Source organism: Streptomyces luteogriseus, from assembly GCF_014205055.1.
Classification (GTDB): domain Bacteria; phylum Actinomycetota; class Actinomycetes; order Streptomycetales; family Streptomycetaceae; genus Streptomyces; species Streptomyces luteogriseus.
Genome location: NZ_JACHMS010000001.1, coordinates 2,062,992 through 2,087,359, shown reverse-complemented (window position 1 = coordinate 2,087,359; position 24,368 = coordinate 2,062,992). Strand labels below are relative to the sequence as shown.

Here is a 24,368-nt window from a genome sequence, read left to right as displayed (position 1 = left end):
GCCCGCGGACCGGGACGCCGGGGCGCGGCGCCCGGGGCCCCGCCGAGGGTGCCCGCGGCGCCCGGCCCGGCGCACCGCGGGCGTCCGCGGCGGGCCGGGCGTGCCCCTGGCCCCGCCTCCCCGTGCCCGGCGTGCCCCTGCCCCGCCTCCCCGTGCCCGGCGTGCCCCTGCCCCGCTTCCCCGTGCCCCTGCGCCTCGTCGGCGTCAGCCGCACGTCAGCGCCGTGACAGCGGTGGGCGGCAGAGTCGACGTCGTGGGCCCGGAGCCGCAGGCGCGGCCCCGGCCCCGGACCCGCCGGCACCGTCCGACGAAGGAGTACGCCCGCATGGCAGCTACAGCAGCCCCGGTCCCGACCCGGGCACTGGTCCTGGCCAACCCGGCCTCCGGCAGCCACAGCCCGGAACTGGTGGAACAGGTGCGCCAGTTGTGCGACTCGTACCTGGAGCGCACCGAGGTGCACCCGACCACCGGACCGGGTGACGCCACCGTCGCGGTGCGCAGGGCCCTCGAACGGCACACCGGCGCCCCCGACCTGGTCGTCGTCATCGGCGGCGACGGCACCGTCCGGGAGGCCGTCCAGGGCCTGGTGCCCGCCTCCGGGCGCGCCACGCTCGCGGTGGTGCCCGGCGGCACCGGCAACTCCGGCTACAAGATGCTGTGGGGCGACCGCCCCTGGACGGAGTCCCTCAAGGCGATCCTCACCGACTCCGGCATCGGCGGCAGCGCCCGCCCGCGCCGCCTGGACCTGGCCCGTCTCGCCGAGACCCGTCAGTACGTCTACCTGGGCGCCTGCTCCGGTGTGATCGCCGACGCGCTGATCACCGCCCGCGACCTGCCGCTGACCGGCCGCGAGCGGTACGCTCGCGCCTTCGCCGACACCGCCGCGGGCTACGCGCCGTACCCGGGCCGGGTCACCGTCGACGGGCGGGTCGTGCACGAGGGCCCGACCGTCCTCGCGAACGTCGGCGGCGGCCCCTACCGCGGCGGCCGGTTCAACGTCCTGCCCGACTCGCTGCTCGACGACGGCCTGCTCGACGTCTGCGTCATCGGCGACGGGATCGCCGCGGCCGACGTGCCGCGGCTGACCCTGACCGCCGCTCACATCGGCCACCCCGCCACGCGGTACGCGCGCGGCCGGACCATCACCGTGGAGCGCACCGACGGCCGCCGGCTGCCGCTGGAGCACGACGGCGAGTACCAGCACGGCATCGGCTCCACGGCCACCTTCGAGGTCCTCCCCGGCGCCCTCCCCGTGTGGGCCCCGGCCCCGGACCGCCCCGAGACCCCCTGAGACATCCAGAACCCCCGTCGTACCGCACGCCTGGCGACGGCACGTCGGGTCAGCCGCACCAACGCAAACGAGGAGAACACACATGAGCGACCTGACCACCACCGTCGACCGCTACCTGGCCATCTGGAACGAGGCGGACGCCGACAAGCGCGCGGCGGCCATCGCCGAGCTCTTCACCGCCGACGCCCCGTACATCGACCCGCTCGCCGCCGTCGAGGGCCACGAGGGCTTCGGCGCGGTGGTGGCGGGGGCCCGCGAGCAGTTCAAGGGCCTGACCTTCGAACTGCACGGCACGGTCGACGCCCACCACAACCAGGCCCGGTTCCAGTGGGGCCTGGTCACCGAGCCCGGCGCCGAGCCCATCGCGATCGGTTTCGACGTCCTGGTCGCCGACGAGGCGGGCCGCATCAAGGCCGTCTACGGCTTCCTGGACAAGGTGCCGGCCGCCTGAACCCCTCCCGCGGCGGCGGGAGCACCGGCCGACGGTGCTCCCGCCGCCGCTCCCACCCGCCCGGAGCGACCAGCCGCCGGTCACGGCACGCCCCGGCCGGCGTACGGCAAGAGAGGTGCCTCGCGCCATGACGGCAGTACTCGGTGAGAGCGTGGCCAGGGCGCTGTGCGACGACTGGGGGAGCACGGCGCCCAGGCGTCCGCGCCGACCCACCGACACCCCGCTGCGTGAACTGTCCCAGTGGGCGGCGACGCTGCGCCCCGAGCACATCCCGTGCCGGGTGCTGAAGCTCGCCGCCAGTCAGGTGCTCTCGCAGGCCGCATCCATCAGGGCCGGGCTCCAGCACCCGCTGGGACGGCGGCTGGTGGCGGCCTTCGGGCACCCCATGCAGCGCGACCCACGCACCGCCGCGGGCGTCTTCGCCGCCCTCGGGTCCTGGCTCAATCTCGACGACACCGCCTACGCCGGGCACCTGTCGAACTCCACCGTCGCGGTACCGCTCGCCTTCGCCTACACCCGCCGGCTCGACGGGCTGTCCCTGCTGACCGCCGTCGTCGCGGCCAACGAGTGCGCGGCCCGCATCACCGCCTCGGCCACCCTCGGCCCGCTGCGCGGCCAGAGCGCCGTGCACACGCACCTGGCGGGCGCGGTGGCCGGCCGGCTGCACTGCGACAGGGCCTCGGCCGCGCTCTTCGAGAACGCCTTCGGGCTGGCCTTCGCCATGCCCAACTGGCCCCTGATGCGCGCGTTCCTGGCCAGCGACGCCCGTCTGTTCAACACCTTCACCCCGGTGCGCACCGCCATGGACGCCTGCGACGCGGCGTACGCGGGGCTGCGCGGCGCTCCCGACATCGTCGAGCACGAGGACGGCTTCCTCGCCCGGTTCGCCACCGTGCCGCTGCCGCAGGCGGTGGCCAAGGGACTGGGCCGGCGCTGGCACACCGACACGCTTTCCTTCAAGATGCACCCCGGCGGGCCGGGCATCGACGCGGCCGTGGACTGCGCCGCCGAGATCCACCGGGAACTGGGCGGCCTGCGGCCCGAGGACGTGGCCGAGGTGGTCGTCGAGGCCTCCCTTTACACCCTCTTCGCCGGTGAACGCGCCGCCCGGTACGTCAACGGTCCGGGGTCCCCGCTCGGCGCCCTGGTCCTCGACGTGCCCTACCCCGTCGCGACCACCCTGCTCACCGGCGAGTTCACCGTGGACGACTTCTCCTCCCCGCACCTGGACGACCCGGCCCGCTGGGGGCTGGCCCGACGGGTGCGCCTGGAGCACGACACCGAGATGACGCGCGAACTGTTCCTGTCCGACGCCCCGTTCGGCGAGGCGGTACGGGAGGCGGGAGAGCGTGCCGTGCCGTGGCTGCGTGGCTTCGGCGGGGACGAGCTGGTCGACCTGCTGGGCCCGCTGAGCGCCGACGACCGGGACTTCTCCCGTGCCTCGAAGGCCACCGGTGCCCGGGTCACCGTCCGGCTGACCGACGGCCGTACGGTGTCGCGCACCCGGCTGATTCCGGTCGGTGCGGCCGGCCCGGAGACCCGGGTCCGGCACGCGGACCTGGTGCGGGAGAAGTTCCTGTCGGTCGGCGGCCCGCACGAGGTGTCCGACAGCGTGGACCGGCTGCACCGCATGCGTCCGGGCGCCCTGCGTCGCTGGATAGAGGCCGCCTTCCTGGACTGAACCGTCCGGCCCGCCGCCGGCCGGCGTGGCGGGTGCGGCGAACGGAGCGGTTCACCGGCTCCCGCCGCACCTTCCCGGCCACACGGTCCTACCGCGCCGGCACCGACAGCAGGGCGAAGGCGTCGAGGATCTCCTCGACCCGCTCCACGATGTCGGCCCGGTCGTTCTGCACCCAGGAGATGTGCTGGGCGCCGAACAGGGCGGAGACCAGGACCCTGGCCAGGGCCTTGGGCGCCGCGCTCTCCGGCAGCCGGCCCGCGGCCTGGCACTCCTGGAGGAGTTCGACGATCAGTGACGTGAAACCGACGTACGGGACCGGCATCTCCGCTTTGATGTAGGGACGTTCGATCTGCAGGCGCGCCCCCGCCTTGACGTAGACGTCGTCGCGGAACCCGCCCGCGGTGCGCAGCAGCACGTCCACCACCGTCGAGGGCGAGGAGTGGTCGCCCTCGAGCGCGGGGGAGACGATCTCGTTGAGCCTGCGGTAGAACTCCTCCGTCACGGCGACCGCGAGGGCCTCCTTGTTGGAGAAGTGGAAGTACACCGCGCCCTTGGTCATCTCCGCGCCGTCGGCGATGTCCTTGATGGTGACGTTCGGGTAGCCGTGCCGGGCGAAGACCTCCGCGGCCGCGTCGAGGATGGTGCGCCGGGTGCGGATGGCGCGCTCCTGCTTGAGGTGCGAGGTGTCGTCGACCGAGGTGCCGCCGGAGATGTGTGTCGCGTCGCTGTGTTCGCTCATGACGTCCATTCGTGCCGTGCCGTCCGCTGCTTTCGGTGGCCGGTTCGTGGGGGGATTGGGCCGGGGCACGTGCGGGCGCTTCGCAGGCTTCGCCCCTCTGACCAGCAGGTATGACCGATCATCCGCCGCGCTCCGCCCGAGCCTTGCAAGATACCTTCCCGAAGGTATATTAATTTCGTGCCGAAGGGCGCCGCACGTCTGTTAGTTCGCATGGTCCTGGTTCTTCCAGTACGGGGGAGGCGAATCCCAGATGTCAGTCGTGCTCAATCATCCCAGCATCCCTCAGGCGTCAGCAATGGCCCACGCCTGTGATTCGTTGAGCTTTGCACGTCCCGTGACGCGTGAGCTGGTGCACCGCAGCTCCGTCGCGGAGGTGTTCGTCACCGACGGTGCCCGCGCCGGTGACCGCGAGTTCGTCGTCGCCGCCCAGTGGCCGCGCGACCACGCGCTCTACCACCCGGACGAGAACGGTCTGAGCGATCCCCTGCTGTTCGCGGAGACCCTGCGTCAGGGGATGGTCTACGTCGCCCACCGGCACTGCGGTGTGCCGCTCGGCCGGCGCTTCATCGGCCGCGACATCGACTTCGAGATCACCGACCCCGCCGCCCTGCGGGTCGAGGGCGTACCGCTCTCGGTGTTCCTGGTGGGCGAGTGGACCTGGGACGGCGACGACGCGCGGGGCAGGAGCGGGGCCCGGATGGACTTCCGGCTCGTCGTCGGCGGCCGCGAGTGCGGCTGGGGCACCATCAGCATGCTGATGGTGGACGAACGGCGCTACCGCCTGCTGCGTCGGCTCGGCGGCGGCGCCGCGGACGTGCCGGCCGCCTTACCGGCGCGGACGGCGGTCTCCGGGGCGCCGCGCACGCCCCCGCACCGGGTGGGGCGGCTGCGCTGGCGGGACTGCGTCCTGGAAGAGGCCGCGAGGCCCGACGAGTGGCGGTTGCGCGTGGACCGCGACCACGCGGTGCTCTTCGATCACCCCACCGACCACATCCCGATGATGGTGATGCTGGAGGGCTTCCGCCAGCTCGGCCACCTCAAGGTGCACGAGGCGTGCGACGGCCCGTTCGCCGACCTGTCGTTCGCGCTGGCCCGGACCACGGTGCAGTGCCTGGCCTTCGGCGAGTTCGACCGGCCCACCCGGCTGGTGGTCGATGAGTGCGCGTCGGGCGCCCGTCCGCAGGAAACGTTTCAGCTGTCCGTCTCGGCGGTCCAGGGTGACACCGTACTGGCCCGCGCACAGACCGCCTGGGCCTGCGTGGGCACTCGCCCGGCGGCGGCCGTCCCGGCCTCCTGGTAGCGGCGGCCCACCGGCCCGGACCCCGGGCCGCACGGTCGTCGGGGCTCAGGCTGACGCGCGTGTCCCCATCGCGCGCGTCAGCACGCCCCACATGGCGGCGACGCTGGGCCCGGGCCGGTCCGGGCCCGCGCAGGCGCCGGTCCACAGCGCGGTGCAGAACGCCGCGACGATGAGATCGGCCAGGGCGTCGGCCGGCGGTGCCTCGTCCCAGTGCCGTCCCCGCTGTACCTCGCCCACGAGTTCGAGCGCGATGCCATGGGTGTCGCTCAGGAGAGGAGCCACCGTGTCGGCCGCCCGAGCCGCCTCCACCTCCAGCCGCAGGGCCGCCTGCGCCCTGTGGTCGGTCTCGAAGAGCTTGCCGAGTCCGAGCACCAGGGCCTCCAGCCGGCTCGTGGCCGGCTCGGGCGAGGTCCTGGCCCCGTCCAACAGCGTCCGCACGCTCCGGGACAGATGTTCCGTCAGCGCGGCGGCCAGCTTCTCCTTGCTGGAGAAGTGCCCGTACAGGGCGCCCTTGGTCAACCCGATCCGGTCGGCGATGCGCTGCAGGTTCGCGTTCACGTAGCCGTAGCGTGCGAACTCGTACGCGGCGGCGTCGAGGACGCGATCGTGCGTCCGAAGGGCACGCGCCTGCTTGACCACGCTGATCACCTCCTTCACCCCGGCCCGGTGGTGAAGGACCGGCCGAGAAAGATTCGTTCCCGAACGAATTCTAGTCGTGGAGTAAAGGAGAGCGATAGGTGAACCGGCGTCAAATCTGCACAGGCCAGGGGGCACAGGGTGGCGCGCCGCGGGCGCGCGGACAGCTGGCGGGCGCCGTGGCCTCCGCCGCGGCACAAGCGTCGGCGGCGGACGCCACCGGCCGGCTGTCCGCGGAGACCGTCGCGCTGCTGACCCGCGCCGGCTTCGCCCGTCACTTCGTGCCCGGGGTCTGGCACGGTACCGAGGGAACCTTCAGCGACCTCCTCGCCGAGGTGGCGGCGGTCGGCGAGGGATGTGCGTCCGCCGCGTGGTGCGCCGCCCTGTGGGCGACCCACGGCAGATATGCCGCCCACCTGCCCCTCGAAGGCCAGCTCGACCTGTGGGGCCGATCGCCCGATGTGCGGATCGCCGCCGGACTGCGGCCCTCCGGCTCGGCCGCCCGCTGCTCCGGAGGCTGGCTGCTCAGCGGCACCTGGGAGTGCGTCAGCGGGATCGCGGACGCGGACTGGCTGCTGCTCGCGGCCCCGGAACCGGACGAACCTCGGTTACCCGGCGGCCGGTGCCGGCTCTTCGCCGTCCCCGCCGCCGAGATCCACGTACGGGAGACGTGGCGCAGCACCGGAATGCGCGGCACCGGCAGCCACACCGCGGTCCTCGACGGCCCGGTGGTGGTCCCCGACCGCCGTACCTGCTCGCTGTCGGACGTGCTGGCGGGCTCTCCCGGGCCCGGACGGTCCCGCTGCCACACCGCCCCGGCGTACCTGGGGACGGGACTGCTGCTGTGTGCGCCCGCCCTCGGGGCGGCCCGTCACGCCCTGCGGGAGTGGACCGCGTGGGCCGCGCGCCGGGGAGCCGGCCGACCCTCGGAGCGCGCCACGCTCCAGCTGACGCTGGCGCAGTCGGCTGACGACATCGAGGCCGCCGAACTGCTGCTCGGGGACGCGGCGCTGCGGGCCGACTCGGGCACCCGCGCCGAGCGGGACGTGGCCCGCAACCGCCGGGTCGCGGCGGCCGCCGCACAGCACCTGGTCACCGCCGTCGAGCGGCTGTTCCGCGCGGCCGGAACCCACGCATGCGGCGGCCCGGGGCCGCTCGAGCGCACCTGGCGCGACGTCCACGTGCTGGCCGCGCACCAGGCCGTGCGCCGGGAGACCGCGGCGGCCCTGTACGCCGACTCGGTGTTCGCCGACTTCGAAGACCGTCCCGAGCAGGCGGCCGCGCCCCGGTTCATGGCGCACTCCGCGCCGGCGGAGGTGGTCGCCGGTGTCCACTGACACCCGCAGCGGGCGCAACCGGGCCCCGCTACCCGCGACGCCGCCTCCCCGTCCCACACCCTCCCGGCCCGCTGCGCGGGCACGCCCCGAGGGCCCCCGCCGGCTGGTGTTCTTCGACGTGGACGAGACGCTCATCGGCCGCAAGAGCGGCCCGGACTTCCTCCGCGACCACTTCGCGCGGATGCACGGCGCGGACGGAGTGCGCCGGGCCGACGAACTGCTCGGCGCACTGGCCGGTCTGCCCCGCGCGGAGGCCAATCGCCGTTTCCACCGGGCCTTCCGGGGCTGCCCGGCCGCGGAGGCCGAGGCCGCGGCCCGCCGGTGGTACCGGGAGCACAGCCGGACCGACGGCTTCTATCTCCCCACCACAATGGCCGCGCTGCGCCGGCACCGGGCCGAGGGCGCGTCCGTGGCCCTGGTCTCCGGGACCTTCCCGCCGCTGCTGGCCGTCATCGCCGAGGCGGTCGGGGCGCGGTTCGCCCTCGGCGCGAGACTCGAACGCTGCGGGCCGCTGCTCACCGGCGAACTGATCGGCCCCCCGGCCATCGGCGAGGGCAAGCGCACCCTGGTGCGCCGGCTCCTCGCCCGCCACCCCGACATCGACCCGGCCGACTGCTGGGCCTACGGCGACCATCCCTCCGACCTGCCCATGCTGCACAGCGTGGGGCACGCGGTGTTGATCGCCCCGGACGGGACCCACACCACCGTGCCACCGCACGCCGCCGGTACCGGCGGAGGCGGGTGACCGCGGCGGACCGCCGGCCGGGGCAGGTCACCTGGAGGTGAGGAAGGCGCCCGAGTCCACCAGGGCGCGGGCGCCGAGGTCGGACCGGGCCGGATGGACGCGTAGACCTGCCCTGCGCGGCATGTCGGTGTACTGCGGCGCCCGAAGGTGCTCGCCCGCCCCGGTGCGGGCGAGGCGGCACGGGTTGCGGCCGGGCCGGGCGAGCGCCGCGTGTACCACCGTGACCAGGCACGGGACCTCGCGGCCGGCCTCGGCCGCACCCGTGGCTCGGGCGGGAAGGAGCATGTCGCGCACGTAGCCGGGCGGTGTAAGGCCTGAACCACTCGTCCACAGGTCTTCTTGGTAGACCTCGTCCGCGTGGACGGGTTCGATGTCGAACCCGCCGATGCCGTCCACGGCGTAGCCGAGTAGCACGTCACGGTCTCCCCGTCGGGGGAAGGGGGCGGCGCGCTCAGGTTCAACGTCTCTTCCGGCGCTGCCGAACTGGCGCGCACCTGACGTCGTCCGGGGCCCGTCAGAGCTCCTTGGCCGGCCAGTCCAGCAGCCGTGCTCCGATCACCGCGGTCTGCAGCATGTAGCGGTGGGCCGGATCGGCCGGGTTGGCGCCGGTCAGCTTGTGAATGCGTTCCAGCCGGTAGGTCAGGGCCCGCACGCTCAGGGTCAGGCGGCGGGCCGCCTGCGCTGCCACACAACCCGAGTCGAAGTAGGCGGTGAGGGTGTCCAGGAGGGGCTGGGCGCCGCCGCGGGCCGTGGTGAGCGGGCCGAGGGTGTCGAGGACGAGGTCTGCCATGGCCTGCCGGTCGCGGGTGAGGACGGGGTAGACGAGCAGGTCGGCGGCCCGCAGTACCGGGTCGTCCAGTTCCAGGCGCTCGGCGAGTTCCAGGGTGTTGAGTGCCTCCTCGTAGGAGTGGACGACCCCGCCGGGGCCTGGCTGGGGGCGGCCGATGGCGACCCGGCCGCCGTCGGTGGCGGCATGGGCCTGCTTCGCGAAGTGGGCGAGGACCTCGTCCTGCGGGCCGGGTGCGACGCACAGCAGCCGCCCGTCCTTGGTGGTGAGCAGGATGCTGCGGTCGCCGAAGCGTGCGATAAGGGCGCGTTCCACCTGGCGGGGGACGGGATCGCCCTCCTCGTAGGCGGCCGGGCCCTCGGCGACGGCGACGGCGTGGGCGTGTGAGAGACGCAGGCCGAAGCGTTCCGCGCGTTCGGCGAGGCGTCCGAGGTCGCTGCGGCCGTAGAGGAGGTCGTCGATGAACTCGCGGCGGGCGGCCTCCTCCTGGCGTACGGCCTGGCGCTGGGCCCGCTCGAAGCCCTCGGCGAAGGCGTCTGTCGCCTGCTGTACGGCGGCCAGGACGGTGTCGGCCGGCGCGGGGCCGGCCGGCCAGGCGGCGCGTGTGGCGGTCAGATGGGCGTGGACCAGGGCCCGCAGTCCGTGGCCGGCGTCAGCCGCCTGTTCTCCGAGGGCCCGGCGGGAGGTGAGTTCTTCCCGCGTGAGGCGCCGACCCGAGGCCGCGACCTCGGCCAGTATCTGGGCGTAGCCCTCCAGATAGTGCTCCGGAATCGCCAACTCCGCCATGGTCCCCCCGAGTTCTTGACGCGCCGCTGACGGCTTCTTAGCGGCTGACCGGCATGCAGACCCTAGACAGTGCTGCCGGGAACCGGCAATGCGCGGATGCGTGCCAGGGGTGCAGCATGGGTCGCGGGGAGCACTACGGGGGATTCCGGTGCCGGACATCGGCAGGTGCCCGGCACCGGAACCCTGAGCGAGCGGTGCGCCGCCGGGCACGGTTGACGGGTTGTGCGGACGGGACAGGGGGGACGGCATGCGGACGTTGCTGTCGGTTGTCACCGGGCCGCCCACGATCCTCCTGACCACCGCCCTCGTCGTGCTGCTGTGCTTCTGGATCCTCGTCGCCGCGGGCGTCACCTCGGTGGGCAGTTTCGACGCGGACGCGAACCTCCGTGCCTGGGGCATGGGCGGAGTACCCGTGGCGGTAGCAGTCTCCACGCTGACGGCCGTGGCCTGGTTCCTGAGTGTCGGGGGCGTCCTCCTGCTGGTCGTGTGCGCGCCGCCGTGTGCTGCCACCGGACTGCTGCGCATGGTCCTGCCCGTCGCGGCCCTGCCCGTCGCATGGTGGCTGACCCGCCTGTTCGTGCGCCCCCTGCACCGGCTCTTCCCCGACGAACCCGGCCCGTCCGCTCGCGGCCGCGCACGGGACCGCGCGGACCACGCCGCCTGAGCAGTGCCCCGCCGGCCCTCGCCGCCTCCCCCCTCACGCTTCGATTCCTTCACGCCTCAAGGACGTTTGCCATGACTGTCATCACGCTGCACGGCCGGTGCCGGGCGGCGGGGAGTGAGATGAGAGGTGCCCCTCGGCTCCCGAGCGCGCCGGACAGGGCCAGGGGGCGTCCGACAAATGATCACCGAGCGGGGATGTGCATGCTCGGCGCAGTTGCCTTGCGGCCCAGAGGCCGGTCGGTGAGTCTGGGCTGGTGCCAGGACAAGGGAGAAGAAGGCGGCGACAAGAGGCCGAGAGTCAGCGGCTTGCCGCTCGCACCGCGCCCGACGCGGGACAGTGGGTAGTGATCGTTGAGACTCGGGACCAGGCGGAGATGCGTGGGCGGTTGCGCCGCCTTCAGGAGGCAGGGATCGATGAGGCGACGATCCGGATCGACACGCTGTGCGGGCGCCTGGCGCTCCCGACCACCTACCGGCTGAGCCGGTTCGTGACGGATCCCGGGTGGGAGTCCGAGCACGAGCACTCTGATCGTTGATCTTGTGGCAGGTCGAGGTGAGTTGACGGACGCGGCGGGGGAGCGAATAGCTCTCCGTGAAGGAGTCGGGCCCGGGGCCTCCCCGCGCGGAGTCGGTGTGTGGCACGTCCCTGGCGATCAGGTCCGCCTCAGCCATCGAGGGGTGTGGCCCCTGAGGGGGCCGGGACCAGGCGGTACCCGCCGTTCTCACGTCGCACGTGTCCGGCGGTCGGCGCGGGGAAGTGGCTTCCCAGCAGGAGGGTTGGCGTACCGGCCAGGGAGTCGAGCATCTGGTTCCGGGTCCTGGCCGCGAGTTCGGGAGCGATGTCCACGCAACTGCAGAGCTCCGGATGCGCCATCTGGACCGGATGATGGATGCTGTCGCCGGTGACCAGCGCGCTCTCGCCGCGGCTGCTCAGTTCCACCGCCACCTGCCCCGGTGTGTGGCCTGGGGTGGGCAGCAGACGGATGCCCGGCGCGACGTCCGTGCCCTCGTCCGCGACATCGACGAGGTCGAACAGACCTGCCTCCCGGACGGGATGGACCGAGTCCCGGAACATCTGCCGGCGAGACTCCTCCATCTCGACGCCCGCCCAGTAGTCCCACTCGGTGCGCGAGGCGAGATAGCGCGCGTTCGGGAAGGTGGGCACCCAGGTGTCGCCCTCGGAACGCGTGTTCCACCCCACGTGGTCGGCGTGGAGGTGGGTGAGGATCACGACGTCTACGCTTTCCGGCGCGAAGCCCGCCGCCCGTAGCCGTGCTTCGTAGTCGCTGTCCAGGTTGTGCCAGGCAGGGTGGGCACGCTGCTTACCGTTGCCGATGCCGGTGTCGACCAGCACCCGCGTGCCGTCCACCTCGACGGCGAAGCTGTGACTCGCCAGGCGCAGGAGGCCTTGTCCGTCGGCGAATTCAGGGCTCAGCCAGGGAGTCCGGCTCACGAGGTCGGTGGTTACCCCGGGGAGCAGCCACGCACCGGTCCGGGCGGGCAGGACCACTTCGTCGATGCGCCGGACCGTGTGGTCGCCCACCGTCCACACAGAGGCGGGGGCAGTGGTGGTGGACTCGGTCGTCTGCGATGAGGTGAACACGGCGACTTCCCTGTCTGTTGTGGGTGGCGAGGGCGGAGGTGTCCGGAGCGGTGTGTCCGGTGAGGTGGATGCGCGGGTGCTCGTGCCGGGCCGGAGTGGGTGTCGGGGGCGGTGTTCGGTGCCGGCCGACCCTCCGCGCCGTAAAAGCAATTCGTTTGCCTTAAGCCACCGTAGGTCCTACGATCCACTAAAGCAAACGCTTCGCTTTTACGGGGGTCCGGAGGGCGGACCGGCTCCGGCCCGTCGTACCGCACAGATCCAGAAGGACGCCATGACCAGTGAACTCACCCCCCACGAGGCAGCCCGAGGGGCGCTGCGGGCGGGGCTCCCCCTCGAGGACGGCCGACTGGACGGAGTGGCCATGACGGCCAACCACATCCACTCCGTGATCAGCGCGTTGCGCGAACTCGATTTCGGTGAGACCCCTCCCGCGTCCTCCTTCCGGGCCGGACAGGAGAACGCCGATGCAACCGTTTGAGCTGTCGCTGACCGAAGCCTCACGTGCGGTGCGCGCACGAGAGCTGTCCCCGGTCGAACTCACCGAATCGGTGCTCGCCCGAATTGCCGCCGTCGAAGGACGGTTGAGCGCCTACGTCACCGTCGCGGCCGACGCGGCCCTGGCCGCAGCGGCCCGCGCCGAACGGGAGATCTCCGAGGGCGGACCGCGCGGGCCGCTGCACGGGATCCCCATGGCGCTCAAGGACCTGATCGACGCAGCGGGAATGCCCACCACGGCGAGCTCGCGCGTCCGGGCGGGGCACCTGGCGGAACACGACAGCGGGGTGGCCGAACGGCTCGGCGCCGCCGGGGCCGTCCTCTTGGGCAAGACGCACACGCACGAGTTCGCCTACGGCCTGATCACTCCGCAGACGAACAACGCCTGGGACCCCGGCCGGGTCGCGGGCGGGTCGAGCGGCGGATCGGCGGTGGCCGTCGCCGCCGGCGGGGCCACGTTCGCCATGGGCACGGACACGGGCGGTTCCATTCGGGTCCCCGCGGCCCTGAACGGCGTGGTGGGCCTCAAGCCGACCTACGGCCTGGTCCCACGGACAGGCGTGACCTCGCTGTCCTGGTCCCTGGACCATGTGGGTCCTCTCACCCGCACCGTCCAGGACGCCGCGCTGGTGCTGGCGGCGGTCGCGGGCCACGACCCGCGCGACCCGGCGAGCGTGTCCGGCCCCGTGCCGAACCGCTTCCGGGGAGGGGACGGCCTGCGAGGGCTGAGGGTGGGCGTACCGCGAAACCACTACTTCGACCGGGTCACGCCCGAGGTCGAGGAGTCCGTACGCGGTGCGATCGAGCGGCTCGCGGAGCTGGGGGCGGAGCTCGTCGACGTCGAGATCCCGATGGCGCGTTACCTCCAGGCCGTCCAGTGGGGGCTGATGGTTCCCGAGGCCACCGCTTACCACGAGCGGTCGCTGCGGGCCACCCCCGACCTGTACGCGGCGGACGTCCGCATCCTGCTGGAAGCCGGCGAACTCACCTCCGCGGGTGACTACCTCCGCGCCCAGCGGGCCCGCGCCCTGATGCGAGACGTCTGGGCCCGCATGTTCGACGGAATCGACGTCCTCGCCGCGCCGACGGTGCCGATGACCGCCGCCGAGGCGGGGCAGGAGGCCGTCGAGTGGGCCGATGGCACGACCGAGGCCGTGTCGGACAGCTACGTCCGCCTCTGTGCCCCGGCCAACATCACCGGCATCCCGGCCCTCACCCTGCCGGTCGGTCACGGCCGCGCCGGACTGCCGATCGGTATGCAGCTGATGGCGCGCCCCTTCGGCGACGCGACGGTGCTCCATGTGGGCCGGGTCTACGAGGAGTCGGTGGCCGGTACGGGGCGGCTTGCTCCCCTCGCTGTTCCCCTCGCTGCGTGAGGGAAGGCGGACGTTCGTCGGCGCGTGGTCGAGTCACCGGCCCCGCCTAGAAGCAACGATTTCGCATTAAGGTGGATCGCATGAGTCCCAGGCCCATGGTCCGCCCCGGCGGGCGCAGCGCACGCGTCCAGGAGTCCGTCCATGCGGCGGTCCGTGAACTCGTGGGGGAGGTGGGCCGCGACGCGCTCACGGTCCCGATGGTGGCCGGCCGGGCGGGCGTGACCCCCTCCACGATCTACCGTCGCTGGGGTGACCTGCAGGAACTCCTGTCCGACGTGGCCGTCGAGCGACTGCGCCCGGAAACGGAGCCGGCCGATCTCGGAAGCCTGCGGGCCGATCTCGACGCGTGGGCGGAACAGTTCCTCGACGAGATGGCCTCGCCGGCGGGGCGCGCCTACATCCGGGACGCCCTGCTCGGCGACTCCGACGGCACCAACGCCGGCAAGTGTTCGGCGTATGCCGCGGAGCAGTTGGACGCCGTGCTGTCCCGTGCGGTGCGGCGGGGGGAGCCGGTACCCGAGACGGAGTTGCTGATCGACCGTGTCGTGGCGCCGATCATGTACCGCATCCTCTTCCGCCCCGGTCGACTCGACACCGCCTACGCGCGCGAGCTCGTGACGCATGCCTTGAGCGCCGTGTGAATCGAGGCCGGCGCCGGCCCCCGCCCATGCCGGCGTCCCGGACGAACGCCGAGGAGGTGAAGGTCAGCGCCACCACCAGCAGCACGCCGCCCGGGAACGCCGGAACACCGGCGCTGATCCGGAAGCGGCCCCGGCGTCCTCGACGAAGGAGAGATTCGCGGCGCTGGGCGTCACGGCTTTCAGCGTCCAGGTCCGCTCGAACGTGCTTGTTGATGCCCGGGTGGCGCACGAACGTGCCGCCCGAGGGTACGTCCAGGGCGAGATCGTGCTCACGGTCGACCAGCCGATCACCCTCTGTTGCCGTCCCGAATGCCCGGAAAAACTGCCTATGGCCACCCGGTCGTATCCGGCATTAGCATGACGTTCACCTCTGCCGGGGCCGCGGCTCGTGCTGCCGCGGTGACACCGATGTTCCGATCGGCTGCTGGAGGTGCGGTATGGCGCGTTCACCCGCGTCCTGGAAGGGTGACATCGGCTGGCACGCGCGGGCGCTGTGCGTGGGGGAGGACCCCGAGCTGTTCTTTCCGCTCGCGGAGACCGCCGCGGGCACCGCCCCGGCCCGCGCGGTGTGCAGGCGCTGCCCGGTGCTGCTCGACTGCCGTGACTGGGCTGTCCGGCACGGCGAGACGGACGGCGTCTGGGGCGCCACGACGGCGAGCCAGCGGCGGGCGCTGCGCCGAGCCGTCCTGGACCGGTGACATCCGGGGCGTGGCGGCGCTATCGGGATTGCCCGGGCGTGCCCCAGGGCGGCCGGGCCGCCCAAGCTGCCGAGGTTGCCGAGGCCGCGGTCGCAGTGGTCGCTGCGGGCGCTGCGCCGTTCGTGGTGACCAGGCTCCGACGGGATCGTCAGGTCGACCAGATCACCCTGCCCTGGTGCCGGACGACCACCTTGCCGTCGGTCCGCAGCACCAGCTGGGCGCCCTCGTTGCCATGGGTCTTGGAAGCCCAGATGGGGCGGTCGTCGCCGTTGTGGATGACGAGGTTGCCGTCGGCCTGGAAGATCGCCCGGTGGTTCTTGCCGAAGGTCATCGACGCCCAGGTGGGCTTGCCGTGCTCGTTGTAGACCACGAGGTTGCCGTCGGTCTGCATGACCATGCGGATGCGGTTGGTGGTCCAGGCCTGGTTCACCTCCAGAACGCTGGTGGCGTAGACGGTCTCGGTGCTCCAGTTCGGCCGCGGGGACGGCTTGGGCTTCGGCTTGGGCTTGGCTGCGGGCTTCTTCTCGGGAGTGCCGGACGGCGCGGGCTTCGACGCGGGCGCGGCAGGGGGTGGGGCGACGGTCTTCGGGGGTGCGGGCTTCTTCGGCTTGTCCTTGCTCGGGGACGCACTCGGCTTCTCGGCCACGTAGTCGCCGAGCTCGGCCGGGGCCGATTCGGGGTTCAGGACCGTGTCGGAGCCCTCCGCGGCCAGGGCCTTGGCGTTGTCACGGGGCCCTTCGTCCCTGCCGCTTCCGGTCAGCAGCAGCGGAATCGCCACCAGGGCGGCGCCGAGGATCGCGGCACCCGCCAGAACCGGCTTGCGGGGCCGTGAGCTGTCCGTGCCGGTTCCGGCTTTGACGCCGGGAGGCGCGCCGGCGGCCGCCGCCACGGCGATCGGCTCGGGCGACGCGGTCGCCCGGGTGGCGGCTGAAGGGGAGGGCGGGGTGGCGGCCGGTTCAGTGGTGGCCGGTTCAGCGGCCGGGCTCGTGGCCTCGCCGGTCGGGGAGGGCTCGGCTGCCGGGGTGGCGGACGCGCGCGTCGGGGAGGACAGGGCATCCGGGGTGGAGGGCTTGCCCGTCTGAGTGGTGGACGCCGAGGACGAGTCGGTGGTCTTGCCCGTCGGGGCCGCGGAGCCGGAGGCGGGAGCGTCGGGTTCGGTGCCCGGGGCCGGGGCCGGGGCCGGGGTCGGAACCTGGGCCGAGGCCGGGCCGGACTCCGTGTCGCCGGTCGGTGCTTGTGTCGGGGTGGGGGCGGACCGGCCCTCGGGGGAGGGTTCCTGCGTCGGAGGGGTGCCGGACTCGGGTCCGAGGGCGGCGGCCGCCTCCGCGTTCGCCTCGGGGGCCTGGTTCTCGCGGGACATGCGGTACTCCTCCTCGGTGGCGCGGCTGTCGGTGACGGGCTGGTGCCGGCGCGGCCTGCGGGGTCGGTCGGACGCCGGTGCGTCCGGCGGGCGGGTGCCGCGCGGAGGCGGGCGGTTCGGGTCGGCCCCGGTCGCCGTCGTCCGTGCGTCCTGCCGCGGTGGCCGCGGGCCGAACGCACGCCCCCTTCGAGTCGCGAGCCTTTTTGCGGGCCCCAGCCCGGACGCCCGGCCGCATGGACCGTACGGGGAACGTGACCGATGCCGGAGCCAACTTAGCCCGTACCGCGCGCAGTTGCCGGACCCCCCCTCCCTCTTCGGCCAGTGGCTTTGTATCTCCACGCCCCCCTGCTCCCGGAATGTTCTCGGAACGGGCAGGAAACGGGCATGAATTGAGGCCGATACGGATCAACTCCGGGCGACAACGGACCGGGTGTGTATGGCATTCTGTTGACTTCCCGATCTGATCAATGTCGGCGTGCGCGCATTCCGTTCGGCAGACCAAGCATTCGTACAGCCCAAGAGTTCAGGTGGAGATGCGGCCCGGAGAACGGCAAGAGGGCAGGCATGACGCCCCGCCCGCGGCGTCCGGCGTCCCCGGTCCGGCTGCCGTCCCCGAGTCGTCCGTCACCGGCGACTCCTCCGATGCCCCCGCGGTACCCGACGCCGTGCGAGCCGCCGCCCGCCGGGCGCCGGGCCACTGGATCGGCATGGTCGACCCGGAGTGGACCGAGGAGCGGACACCACCGGAATGGGCGGTGCTGGGGGAGTGGCGGTCGGACGAGAGCGGGGAGGTGGGCGAATACCGCGCCAACCCGGCCTACCGGCCCTCGTCGCGGATGCTCGGCTGGCCCGAGGCCACCGACCCGGTGGACGCGGCCGCGCAGCGGGCGGCCACCGGCTACGGCTCGGTGGACGAGGCCGTCGCGGCGCTCGCGGAGGCCGAGATCTCGGTGCCGCGCGGGCCCGACGGCGGACCGCTCACGGCCGACGGGAGGGACGGCGCGCCAGTGGTGCTGCTGTTCACCTCGGAGGCACACGCGTTCATGTCCGTGGCACTTCGGCATGACACCCTTCCGGCCGCCGAGCTGGCCCGTTCGCTGAGCGGTTCGGGCACCTTGCTCATGGTCAACGCCGGGGCCGCGGCTCCGCTGCTCGTCCCGGCGGACTCTCTCCTCGCTCCCGTGCAGACGGCGGGGGCCGAGCAGACCTCGACCGACAAGTCTCCCGAACCCCGGCCCCACACCGCAGGGAGGACCCCGTGACACCTTCGGCCCAGCAGGACCCCAGGCCCTCTGGGGCGGTATCCGGCTCCGGCGGCGACGAGGCGGCCGAGGCCGCCGGTACCGCTGCCGAGACAGAGACAGAGACAGAGACAGAGACAGAGACAGAGACAGAGACCGAGACCGAGACCGAGGCCAGGACGGGAGCCAGGGCACCGGCCAGGCCAGAGGCCGAAGCGGGAGCCAAGGCAGAGGTGAAGGCAGAGGCCGAAGCGGGAGTCTGCGCAGAGGTGAAGGCAGAGGCCAGCGCAGAGACCAAGGCCGCGACGGAGACCCAGGCCGCGACGGTGGCCAAGGCCAAGACGGTGGCTCAGGCCAAGGCGGTGGCCAAGGCCAAGACGCAGGCCAAGGCCCACGGCGCTGCCACCGAGCCCCCGGCGGACACCGCCCCCGAGGGCGCCGCAGCCCCGGCCTCCCCGACGGAAGCCGATCGTGAGAGCGAGCCGGACGCCGAACCCTCGGCCGCCTCCGGTGCCGAACCGGCCATCGACTCCCCGGCCGAGCCCGGCACGGGCGCCGGTACCGAGCCCGACACCGACTCCGGCACGGGCGCCCGCGCCGACTCCCGCACCGAACCCGACAGCGACCCCGGCGCCGCCGCGGCCGCCAAGAGCCGGCTCCCCGCGCTCGTACGCACCATGACCGTGACCGCCATCGACCGGCCGCAGGAGCAGGCGGGACCTGTGGGGCGGCCGGGCAAGGCGGTGCTGGCCGGTGCCGCCGTCGTCGGGGCGCTGCTCGTGTCGGTGCCGTTCCTGGTGCTCGGCGGGCACGTCGACAAGGACCGGGAGACGTCCTCGTCGGCGGGAACCGTGCTCGGCGGCAACGCGCAGAACGCACCGGGTGAGTTCGCGGTGACCGACTCCGGCTCTCCTTCCCCGAGCGGCAGCGGGAAGGACGCGGGCAAGGGCGGCAGGAAGCCGGAGAAGACGGTGCGGGAGAGCACCACTTCCGGCCCCGCGAAGGGCAAGGAAGCGGGTGGTTCCGGGGACACGGACACGGGCGAGCCGAAGAAGGAGTCCGGCGGTGCCGCCCAGCCGGAGAAGAAGCAGAGCGGCGGGACGAAGGCCGACGTCAAGAACGCTCCCGCCGGCGGAGGTTCGGGGGTGACGCTCAGTTCCCCCGTGGCCTTGCGCAGCCATCTCTCGGGCCGCTGCATCGACGTACCCTGGAGCGACTTCAGCGACGGGGCGAAGCTGTTCGTCTGGGAATGCAACGGCTCCCAGGCGCAGCAGTGGCGGTTCGCCTCCGACGGCACGATCCGCATGAAGGACAAGTGCCTGGACGTGGCCAACGCGGACTTCAGCGACGGCACCCCCATCCAGATCGCCTGGTGCAACGGCAACAACGCCCAGAAGTTCGTGCTGAACGGCGCCCACGACCTGGTGAACACCGTGGTCGGCAAGTGCGTCGACATCAAGGACAACAACCGGGACAACGGGGCCTGGCTGGTCCTGTTCAGCTGCAACGGCGGCGACAACCAGAAGTGGAGCGTCTGAGGAACGCCCCCGCGCGGGGAGCACCGCTCCCGGCATCCGCCCGCCCCGAGGGCGAGGCATGATGGCACGGTCGGTTCGCCGACACCCGCCCCCGGCGAAGGGGGCATCCGCTGAAGACGCCGCCATGGCAAGGAGGTTGGTGCGTGTCGCGCCAGGTACTGACGGTCGGACCCGGGGACCGGGACCGCTACCGGACGATCGGTGAGGCACTCGCGGCCGCCCGTACCGGTGCGCTGATCAGCGTCCGGCCCGGGACGTATCCCGAGAACCTGGTGATCCAGACCCGGGTCACCCTCACCGCCGCCGAGGGGCGGGGCACCGTGGAGATCCGGCCGCGCTCGGGCAGTGTGCTCGCGCTGCGCGCCGACGCCGTGATGCTGTCCGAACTGACCCTGCGCGGCGGCGACGCCGAGCTGCCGGCCGTGGACGTACGGCGCGGGCAGGCCGCGCTCGACGGCTGCGAGGTGGTCGGAGCCGCCTGGACGGCGATGCTGGCCGGGGGCACCGGTTCGCTCGCGCTGCGGGACTGCCGGGTGAGCAACCCCCAGGGTGCCGGCATCGTGGTCACCTCGACCACGCCCACCACCGTGGAGTCCTGCACCCTCGAACACCTGGGGACCAGCGGTGTGGTCCTCGCCGAGCAGGGCGAAGCCCGCCTGCGTGGCTGCACCGTGCGCGGCGCCCGCGGCAACGGACTGCTCGCCAACGGCGAGGCCCGCGGCGCCGTCGAGGACTGCGACATCTCCTCCACCGACAAGCCCTCCATCGCCCTGGAGCAGAACTCCTCCCTGACGGTGGTCCGCACGGTGGTGCACGACACCAGCACGGGCGTGCACCTCAGCAGCGCCGGGCGTACGACGCTGGAGGACGTCCGCGTCACCGGGGCGTCCGCGAACGGGATCGCGCTGGCCGGGGGCACCGACCCGGTGCTGCGCCGCTGCCGCGTCTCGCGCACCCGCGGCCACGGCGTACTGGTCACCGACCGGGCGCGCGGCACCTTCGAGGACTGCTGGGTGGACGGCGCCCAGGGCGCGGCCCTGCGGGTCGCCGGGGCCGCCTCCCCGGCACTGACCGGCCTGACGGTCCGCGACTGCGAGGACATCGGCCTGCTCCTGGAGGAGGACTCGGCGGCGGAACTGGACCGCTTGGAGGTGATCGGCGGCTCGCCCGCGGTCGCCGTGCGCGCCGGGGCCAACCCGCTGCTGCGCCGGGCCCGGCTGGTGGAGCCCTCCGGTGACGGCATCGCGGCCGTCAAGGACGCCCGGGGCCGCGTCGAGGACTGCGAGGTCGTACGACCGAAGGGCGCCGGAGTGCGGGTCGCCTCCGGCAGCACCCTCTACCTGGCCGGCGGCGGGGTCTCCGAGGCCGCCGGGCACGGCCTGGTCGTGGAGGACGGCGGCAACGTGACCGTGCGCGACTTCCGCGTGGAGATGTCCGAGGAGGACGGCGTGGTGGTGGCCGCCGGCGGCGAGCTGACCGCCAACCGCACGGCGGTGCACGCACCCAAGGGGCACGGATTCCTGCTCCGTGAGGGCGCGTTCGCCTCGCTCAGCGGCTGCGAGGCGACGGGCGGCTCCCAGGACGGCTTCCGGGTGGAGACCACGGCGCCCGTCTCGCTCGTGAACTGTCTGGCCCGGGAGAACGAGGGCGGCGGCCTGGTGCAGACCGCGCCCGGCGAACGGCTCGCCGTGGAAGGGCTGAGCAGCACCGGCAACGGCAAGCGCGACGCCTGGGGCAGCGGCAGCGCCGAGAACACCGACCCGGCCGGTTCCGGCGCCGCCGACGCGCCCCCGCCCGACCGCGCCGACGGGCCGCTCGGCGCCCTCAACGCGCTGATCGGCCTGGAGAACGTCAAGCAGCAGGTGCGCACCCTGGTCAACCTGACCCAGCTCGCCCAGCGCCGCGAGCAACTCGGCATGTCCGCACCGCCGATGAGCCGGCACCTGATCTTCGCCGGGCCGCCCGGCACCGGCAAGACGACCGTCGCCCGCCTCTACGGGGCGATCCTGGCCGAACTGGGCTCGCTGCGCAGCGGGCACCTCGTGGAGGTCTCGCGCGCCGACCTGGTCGCGCAGGTCGTCGGCGGCACCGCCATCAAGACCACGGAGACCTTCCAACGGGCGCTCGGCGGAGTGCTGTTCATCGACGAGGCGTACACGCTCACCGCGGACAGCGGAAACGGCGGCGCCGACTTCGGCCGCGAGGCGGTGGACACCCTGTTGAAGCTGATGGAGGACCACCGCGACGACGTGGTGGTCGTCGCGGCCGGCTACTCCCGGGAGATGGAGTCCTTCCTCGGCTCCAACCCCGGTCTGGCGTCCCGCTTCTCGCGAACCGTCGAGTTCGAGAACTACTCGGTGCCCGAACTGGTCGCGATCATGGAGAACATGTGCGCCCAGCACCAGTACGAACTGGGCGAGGGCACCGCGGACGCGCTGGCCGCGCACTTCGAGGCCATGCCGCGGGACTCCGGCTTCGGCAACGGCCGGGCCGCACGCGGGGTGTTCGAGGAGATGGTGGACCGGCAGGCGGTCCGCCTCGCATCCCTGGCGCAGGTCGGCGAACGCGACCTCAGGCTGCTGCTGCCTGAGGACGTCTCCGCCACCGCCGCCGGGCAGGCCGACCGGGCCGCCGCCCCCGACGACGACCCGCTGACCCGCCTCGGCGACATGGTGGGCCTCGCCGAGGTCAAGCGCGACGTCGCCGACCTGGTCAACCTCATCACCACGGCCCGCCACCGCGCCGCCGCCGGACTTCCGGTGCCCTCGCTCAGCCACCACCTGGTCTTCACCGGCCCGCCCGGCACCGGCAAGACCACCGTCGCCCGCCTCTACGGCGAGATCCTCACCCAGCTCGGCATCCTCCAGCGGGGCCAGCTGGTCGAGGCGGCCCGTGCCGACCTGGTCGGACGCTACATCGGCCACACCGCCCAGCTCACCCGCGAGGTCTTCGAACGCGCCCGCGGCGGCGTGCTGTTCATCGACGAGGCGTACACCCTCACCCCGCGCGGCGGCGGCGCCGACTTCGGCCAGGAGGCGGTGGACACCCTGCTGAAGCTGATGGAGGACCACCGCGACGAGGTGGTCGTCATCGTCGCCGGCTACACCGACGAGATGGAACGCTTCCTGGCCTCCAACCCCGGCCTGTCGTCGCGGTTCCCGCGCCGGGTCGCCTTCGCCGACTACTCCTCCGAGGAACTGGTCACCATCGTGCGCTCCCAGGCCGCGAGCATGGGTTACGAGTGCGGCCCCGGCACCGGCGCCCTGCTCAAGGAGTACTTCGCCGCCCTGCCCCGCGACCGGTCCTTCGGTAACGCACGCCTGGCCCGCCAGGTCGTCGAGTCGATGATCACCCGCCAGGCGGGGCGGCTCAGTTCGCTGGCCGCGCCTACCCTCGACGACCTGCGCATCCTCCTGCCCGAGGACGTCGTCGCCGCGGCACCGAAGGGAGCGGGCCGATGAGGCGGCCCGCCCGCGCGGCGGGCCGCCTGGCCGCCGGCGCCGGGCTCGCCGCCGCCCTGCTGCTGCCCACGGCCGCTCCCGCTCTCGCGGCGGCCCCAGCGCGTGTGCCGGCGGCCGACGGCGCCAAGGGACAGAAACTGCCCGGCATGCCCTCCGCGTTCGACCCGGACGCGACGGAGGTGACGTGTACGCCCGCCTCCCGGGAGAAGGCGAAGAAGCAGGACTGGTCACGCCAGCGCCTCGACCTGGACCGGCTGCACCGGCACGGCACCGGCGCGGGGGTGACCGTCGCCCTGATCGGCACCGGTGTCGCACCCGGCGCCGCCGGACTCGACGGCCGGGTCACCGCCCAGGGCGAGGGCGGGGACGACTGCGTCGGGCACGGCACGTTCCTGGCCGGGCTGATCGCCGGCTCCGGCGGGGACACCCCGCGCCTGGCCGGGGTCGCCCCCGGCGCCGAGATCCTGGGCCTGCGCGGCACCGACCGGCGCGGCCGGGCGACGTCCGCCCTGGTCGCGGCGGCACTGCGCCAGGCCACCGCGGCGGGCGCCGAGGTGATCGCGGTCGCCGTCGCCCTGCCGGACCGCGACGCCGAACTGACCGACGCGGTCGCCGCGGCCCGCCGCGCGGGCGCGGTCGTGGTCGCCGCGGCCACCCCGGATCTCACACGCGCCGGCACCGACGAGATCCCCTCCCACGCCTACTGGCCGGCCGCCGAAGCCGGTGTCCTCTCGGTCGCCGACATGCTCCCAAGCGGCGCCCGCCCGGACGGCTCCCTGCCCACCACCGGCATCGACCTGGCCGCACCCGGCGCCGGGGTGGTCTCCGGCGGCCCCCGCGGCGACGGCCACTACCTCGGCGGCGGCGCCTCGGTGGCCGCCGCCTACGCCGCCGGGGCCGCCGCGGTGGTCCGCGCCGCGCATCCCGGCGACAGGCCTGACGCCGTCGTCCGCCGCCTCACCGCCACGGCCTACCCCGCCGACATCCCTCAACTGGACCCGTACGCCGCCGTCACCGCGGTCCTCGACGACCCCGGCACCCCGGCGGGCGCGGAGCGCGCCGCGGCTCCGGTGACCGTCCGCGACACCTCCGCCGCCGACCACGTCACCGGTCGGGCCCTCCTCTTCGTCCTGACGGGCACCGCGGGCGTCCTGGCCGTCCTCTGGGCAGCCTTCGTCCTTCCTCGGGCCCGAGCCCGGAGGTGGCGCCCGGCGGGAGCCAACAGAACGGCGGGTGACTGAGGGCGCTGGGGCGCTCGGAGTGGGCCCGTCTTTCCCGGGCCGGCCCGCGTCCCCTGGCCTCATCGCCGGGTACGGTGCCCGACCGCAGCATGCCCCGGCGGACAGGTCGACCGAGGCACCGGGCAGCGCCGCCGGTGCCGTTCTCGACTTCCCGCACCCGCACCCGCACCCGCGCCCGCACCCGAGAGCGGTGCCGGAGCGGGACTCCGGTGCACGACCGAGCCGCCGCCAGGGCTGCGGAACCCCGGACGCGCGCCGTATGGCTCGCTGCCCGCCCCGCAACGCCCGCGGGGGGCCA

General features: G+C 73.5%; 21 protein-coding genes. 15 read left to right on the top strand and 6 right to left on the bottom strand.

Annotation, left to right across the window (positions count from 1 at the left end):
• Positions 1 to 325 precede the first annotated feature (325 nt).
• The 3 genes from BJ965_RS39875 to BJ965_RS09125 all read left to right on the top strand — a co-directional run bounded on the left by BJ965_RS39875 (position 326) and on the right by BJ965_RS09125 (position 3,423).
• Positions 326 to 1,291, top strand: coding sequence for a diacylglycerol/lipid kinase family protein (locus tag BJ965_RS39875; protein WP_184908217.1), 966 nt, complete (start codon positions 326 to 328; stop codon positions 1,289 to 1,291).
• 82 nt (positions 1,292 to 1,373) lie between these two features.
• Positions 1,374 to 1,742 carry a nuclear transport factor 2 family protein gene (locus tag BJ965_RS09130; RefSeq protein WP_030234889.1) on the top strand — a complete coding sequence of 123 codons (369 nt, stop codon included), beginning with the start codon at positions 1,374 to 1,376 and terminating at the stop codon, positions 1,740 to 1,742.
• A gap of 127 nt (positions 1,743 to 1,869) precedes the next feature.
• Positions 1,870 to 3,423 carry an MmgE/PrpD family protein gene (locus BJ965_RS09125; RefSeq protein WP_184908216.1) on the top strand — a complete coding sequence of 518 codons (1,554 nt, stop codon included), beginning with the start codon at positions 1,870 to 1,872 and terminating at the stop codon, positions 3,421 to 3,423.
• Between the two features lie 88 nt (positions 3,424 to 3,511).
• Here the strand turns inward: BJ965_RS09125 and BJ965_RS09120 are convergent, their stop codons facing one another.
• Positions 3,512 to 4,162, bottom strand: coding sequence for a ScbR family autoregulator-binding transcription factor (locus tag BJ965_RS09120; protein ID WP_246545872.1), 651 nt, complete (start codon positions 4,160 to 4,162; stop codon positions 3,512 to 3,514).
• Positions 4,163 to 4,496: 334 nt separating this feature from the next.
• Between BJ965_RS09120 and BJ965_RS09115 the strand changes: the two genes are divergently transcribed.
• Positions 4,497 to 5,462 (top strand): ScbA/BarX family gamma-butyrolactone biosynthesis protein, encoded by a 966-nt coding sequence (locus BJ965_RS09115; RefSeq protein ID WP_184908214.1) that lies wholly within the window; start codon positions 4,497 to 4,499, stop codon positions 5,460 to 5,462.
• Between the two features lie 45 nt (positions 5,463 to 5,507).
• On the opposite strand, the gene BJ965_RS09110 is transcribed toward BJ965_RS09115, so the two are convergent.
• The gene (locus BJ965_RS09110) at positions 5,508 to 6,101 is read right to left on the bottom strand and encodes a TetR/AcrR family transcriptional regulator (RefSeq protein ID WP_313666767.1); all 594 of its coding nucleotides are present in this window, start codon (positions 6,099 to 6,101) and stop codon (positions 5,508 to 5,510) included.
• A gap of 98 nt (positions 6,102 to 6,199) precedes the next feature.
• On the opposite strand from BJ965_RS09110, the gene BJ965_RS09105 reads away from it, so the two are divergent.
• Both BJ965_RS09105 and BJ965_RS09100 read left to right on the top strand, forming a co-directional pair.
• Positions 6,200 to 7,435, top strand: a complete 1,236-nt coding sequence (locus BJ965_RS09105; protein WP_313666766.1) for an acyl-CoA dehydrogenase family protein — start codon at positions 6,200 to 6,202, stop codon at positions 7,433 to 7,435.
• The gene (locus BJ965_RS09100) at positions 7,425 to 8,180 is read left to right on the top strand and encodes an HAD family hydrolase (RefSeq protein WP_313666765.1); all 756 of its coding nucleotides are present in this window, start codon (positions 7,425 to 7,427) and stop codon (positions 8,178 to 8,180) included. Before BJ965_RS09105 ends, BJ965_RS09100 begins: the two co-directional genes overlap by 11 nt.
• A gap of 27 nt (positions 8,181 to 8,207) precedes the next feature.
• Here BJ965_RS09100 and BJ965_RS09095 read toward each other — a convergent pair whose 3' ends face one another.
• A complete protein-coding gene (locus BJ965_RS09095; RefSeq protein ID WP_184908212.1) occupies positions 8,208 to 8,594 on the bottom strand; it encodes a hypothetical protein in 387 nt (128 codons plus the stop codon).
• Positions 8,595 to 8,694: 100 nt separating this feature from the next.
• The gene (locus BJ965_RS09090; RefSeq protein ID WP_184908211.1) at positions 8,695 to 9,753 is read right to left on the bottom strand and encodes a PucR family transcriptional regulator; all 1,059 of its coding nucleotides are present in this window, start codon (positions 9,751 to 9,753) and stop codon (positions 8,695 to 8,697) included.
• 247 nt (positions 9,754 to 10,000) lie between these two features.
• Here BJ965_RS09090 and BJ965_RS09085 point away from each other — a divergent pair, with 247 nt between their 5' ends.
• Positions 10,001 to 10,417 carry a hypothetical protein gene (locus BJ965_RS09085; protein ID WP_184908210.1) on the top strand — a complete coding sequence of 139 codons (417 nt, stop codon included), beginning with the start codon at positions 10,001 to 10,003 and terminating at the stop codon, positions 10,415 to 10,417.
• Positions 10,418 to 11,080: 663 nt separating this feature from the next.
• Here the strand turns inward: BJ965_RS09085 and BJ965_RS09080 are convergent.
• Positions 11,081 to 12,019, bottom strand: coding sequence for an MBL fold metallo-hydrolase (locus BJ965_RS09080; RefSeq protein WP_313666764.1), 939 nt, complete (start codon positions 12,017 to 12,019; stop codon positions 11,081 to 11,083).
• Positions 12,020 to 12,290: 271 nt separating this feature from the next.
• On the opposite strand from BJ965_RS09080, the gene BJ965_RS09075 reads away from it, so the two are divergent.
• The 4 genes from BJ965_RS09075 to BJ965_RS09060 all read left to right on the top strand — a co-directional run bounded on the left by BJ965_RS09075 (position 12,291) and on the right by BJ965_RS09060 (position 15,229).
• On the top strand, positions 12,291 to 12,497 hold the full coding sequence (locus tag BJ965_RS09075) for a hypothetical protein (protein ID WP_184908209.1): 207 nt from the start codon (positions 12,291 to 12,293) through the stop codon (positions 12,495 to 12,497).
• Complete coding sequence (locus BJ965_RS09070; RefSeq protein ID WP_184908208.1) at positions 12,484 to 13,890, top strand: amidase; 1,407 nt, start codon at positions 12,484 to 12,486, stop codon at positions 13,888 to 13,890. The genes BJ965_RS09075 and BJ965_RS09070 overlap by 14 nt, the downstream gene beginning before the upstream one ends.
• Positions 13,891 to 13,970: 80 nt before the next feature.
• Entirely contained in the window at positions 13,971 to 14,531 is a 561-nt protein-coding gene (locus BJ965_RS09065; protein ID WP_184908207.1) for a TetR/AcrR family transcriptional regulator, read from the top strand.
• A 437-nt stretch (positions 14,532 to 14,968) separates the two neighbouring features.
• Positions 14,969 to 15,229 (top strand): WhiB family transcriptional regulator, encoded by a 261-nt coding sequence (locus BJ965_RS09060; RefSeq protein WP_184908206.1) that lies wholly within the window; start codon positions 14,969 to 14,971, stop codon positions 15,227 to 15,229.
• A gap of 148 nt (positions 15,230 to 15,377) precedes the next feature.
• On the opposite strand, the gene BJ965_RS09055 is transcribed toward BJ965_RS09060, so the two are convergent.
• Positions 15,378 to 16,589: a mannose-binding protein gene (locus BJ965_RS09055; RefSeq protein ID WP_184908205.1), complete on the bottom strand. Its 1,212-nt coding sequence runs from the start codon at positions 16,587 to 16,589 to the stop codon at positions 15,378 to 15,380.
• A gap of 533 nt (positions 16,590 to 17,122) precedes the next feature.
• On the opposite strand from BJ965_RS09055, the gene BJ965_RS09050 reads away from it, so the two are divergent.
• The 4 genes from BJ965_RS09050 (at position 17,123) to BJ965_RS09035 (ending at position 24,070) form a co-directional block, all read left to right on the top strand.
• On the top strand, positions 17,123 to 17,851 hold the full coding sequence (locus BJ965_RS09050; protein WP_184916971.1) for a type VII secretion system-associated protein: 729 nt from the start codon (positions 17,123 to 17,125) through the stop codon (positions 17,849 to 17,851).
• A 248-nt stretch (positions 17,852 to 18,099) separates the two neighbouring features.
• On the top strand, positions 18,100 to 19,368 hold the full coding sequence (locus tag BJ965_RS09045) for a ricin-type beta-trefoil lectin domain protein (RefSeq protein WP_313666763.1): 1,269 nt from the start codon (positions 18,100 to 18,102) through the stop codon (positions 19,366 to 19,368).
• A gap of 143 nt (positions 19,369 to 19,511) precedes the next feature.
• Complete coding sequence (locus BJ965_RS09040; protein WP_184908203.1) at positions 19,512 to 22,829, top strand: right-handed parallel beta-helix repeat-containing protein; 3,318 nt, start codon at positions 19,512 to 19,514, stop codon at positions 22,827 to 22,829.
• A complete protein-coding gene (locus BJ965_RS09035) occupies positions 22,826 to 24,070 on the top strand; it encodes a S8 family serine peptidase (protein WP_184908202.1) in 1,245 nt (414 codons plus the stop codon). The genes BJ965_RS09040 and BJ965_RS09035 overlap by 4 nt, the downstream gene beginning before the upstream one ends.
• Positions 24,071 to 24,368: the final 298 nt, after the last annotated feature.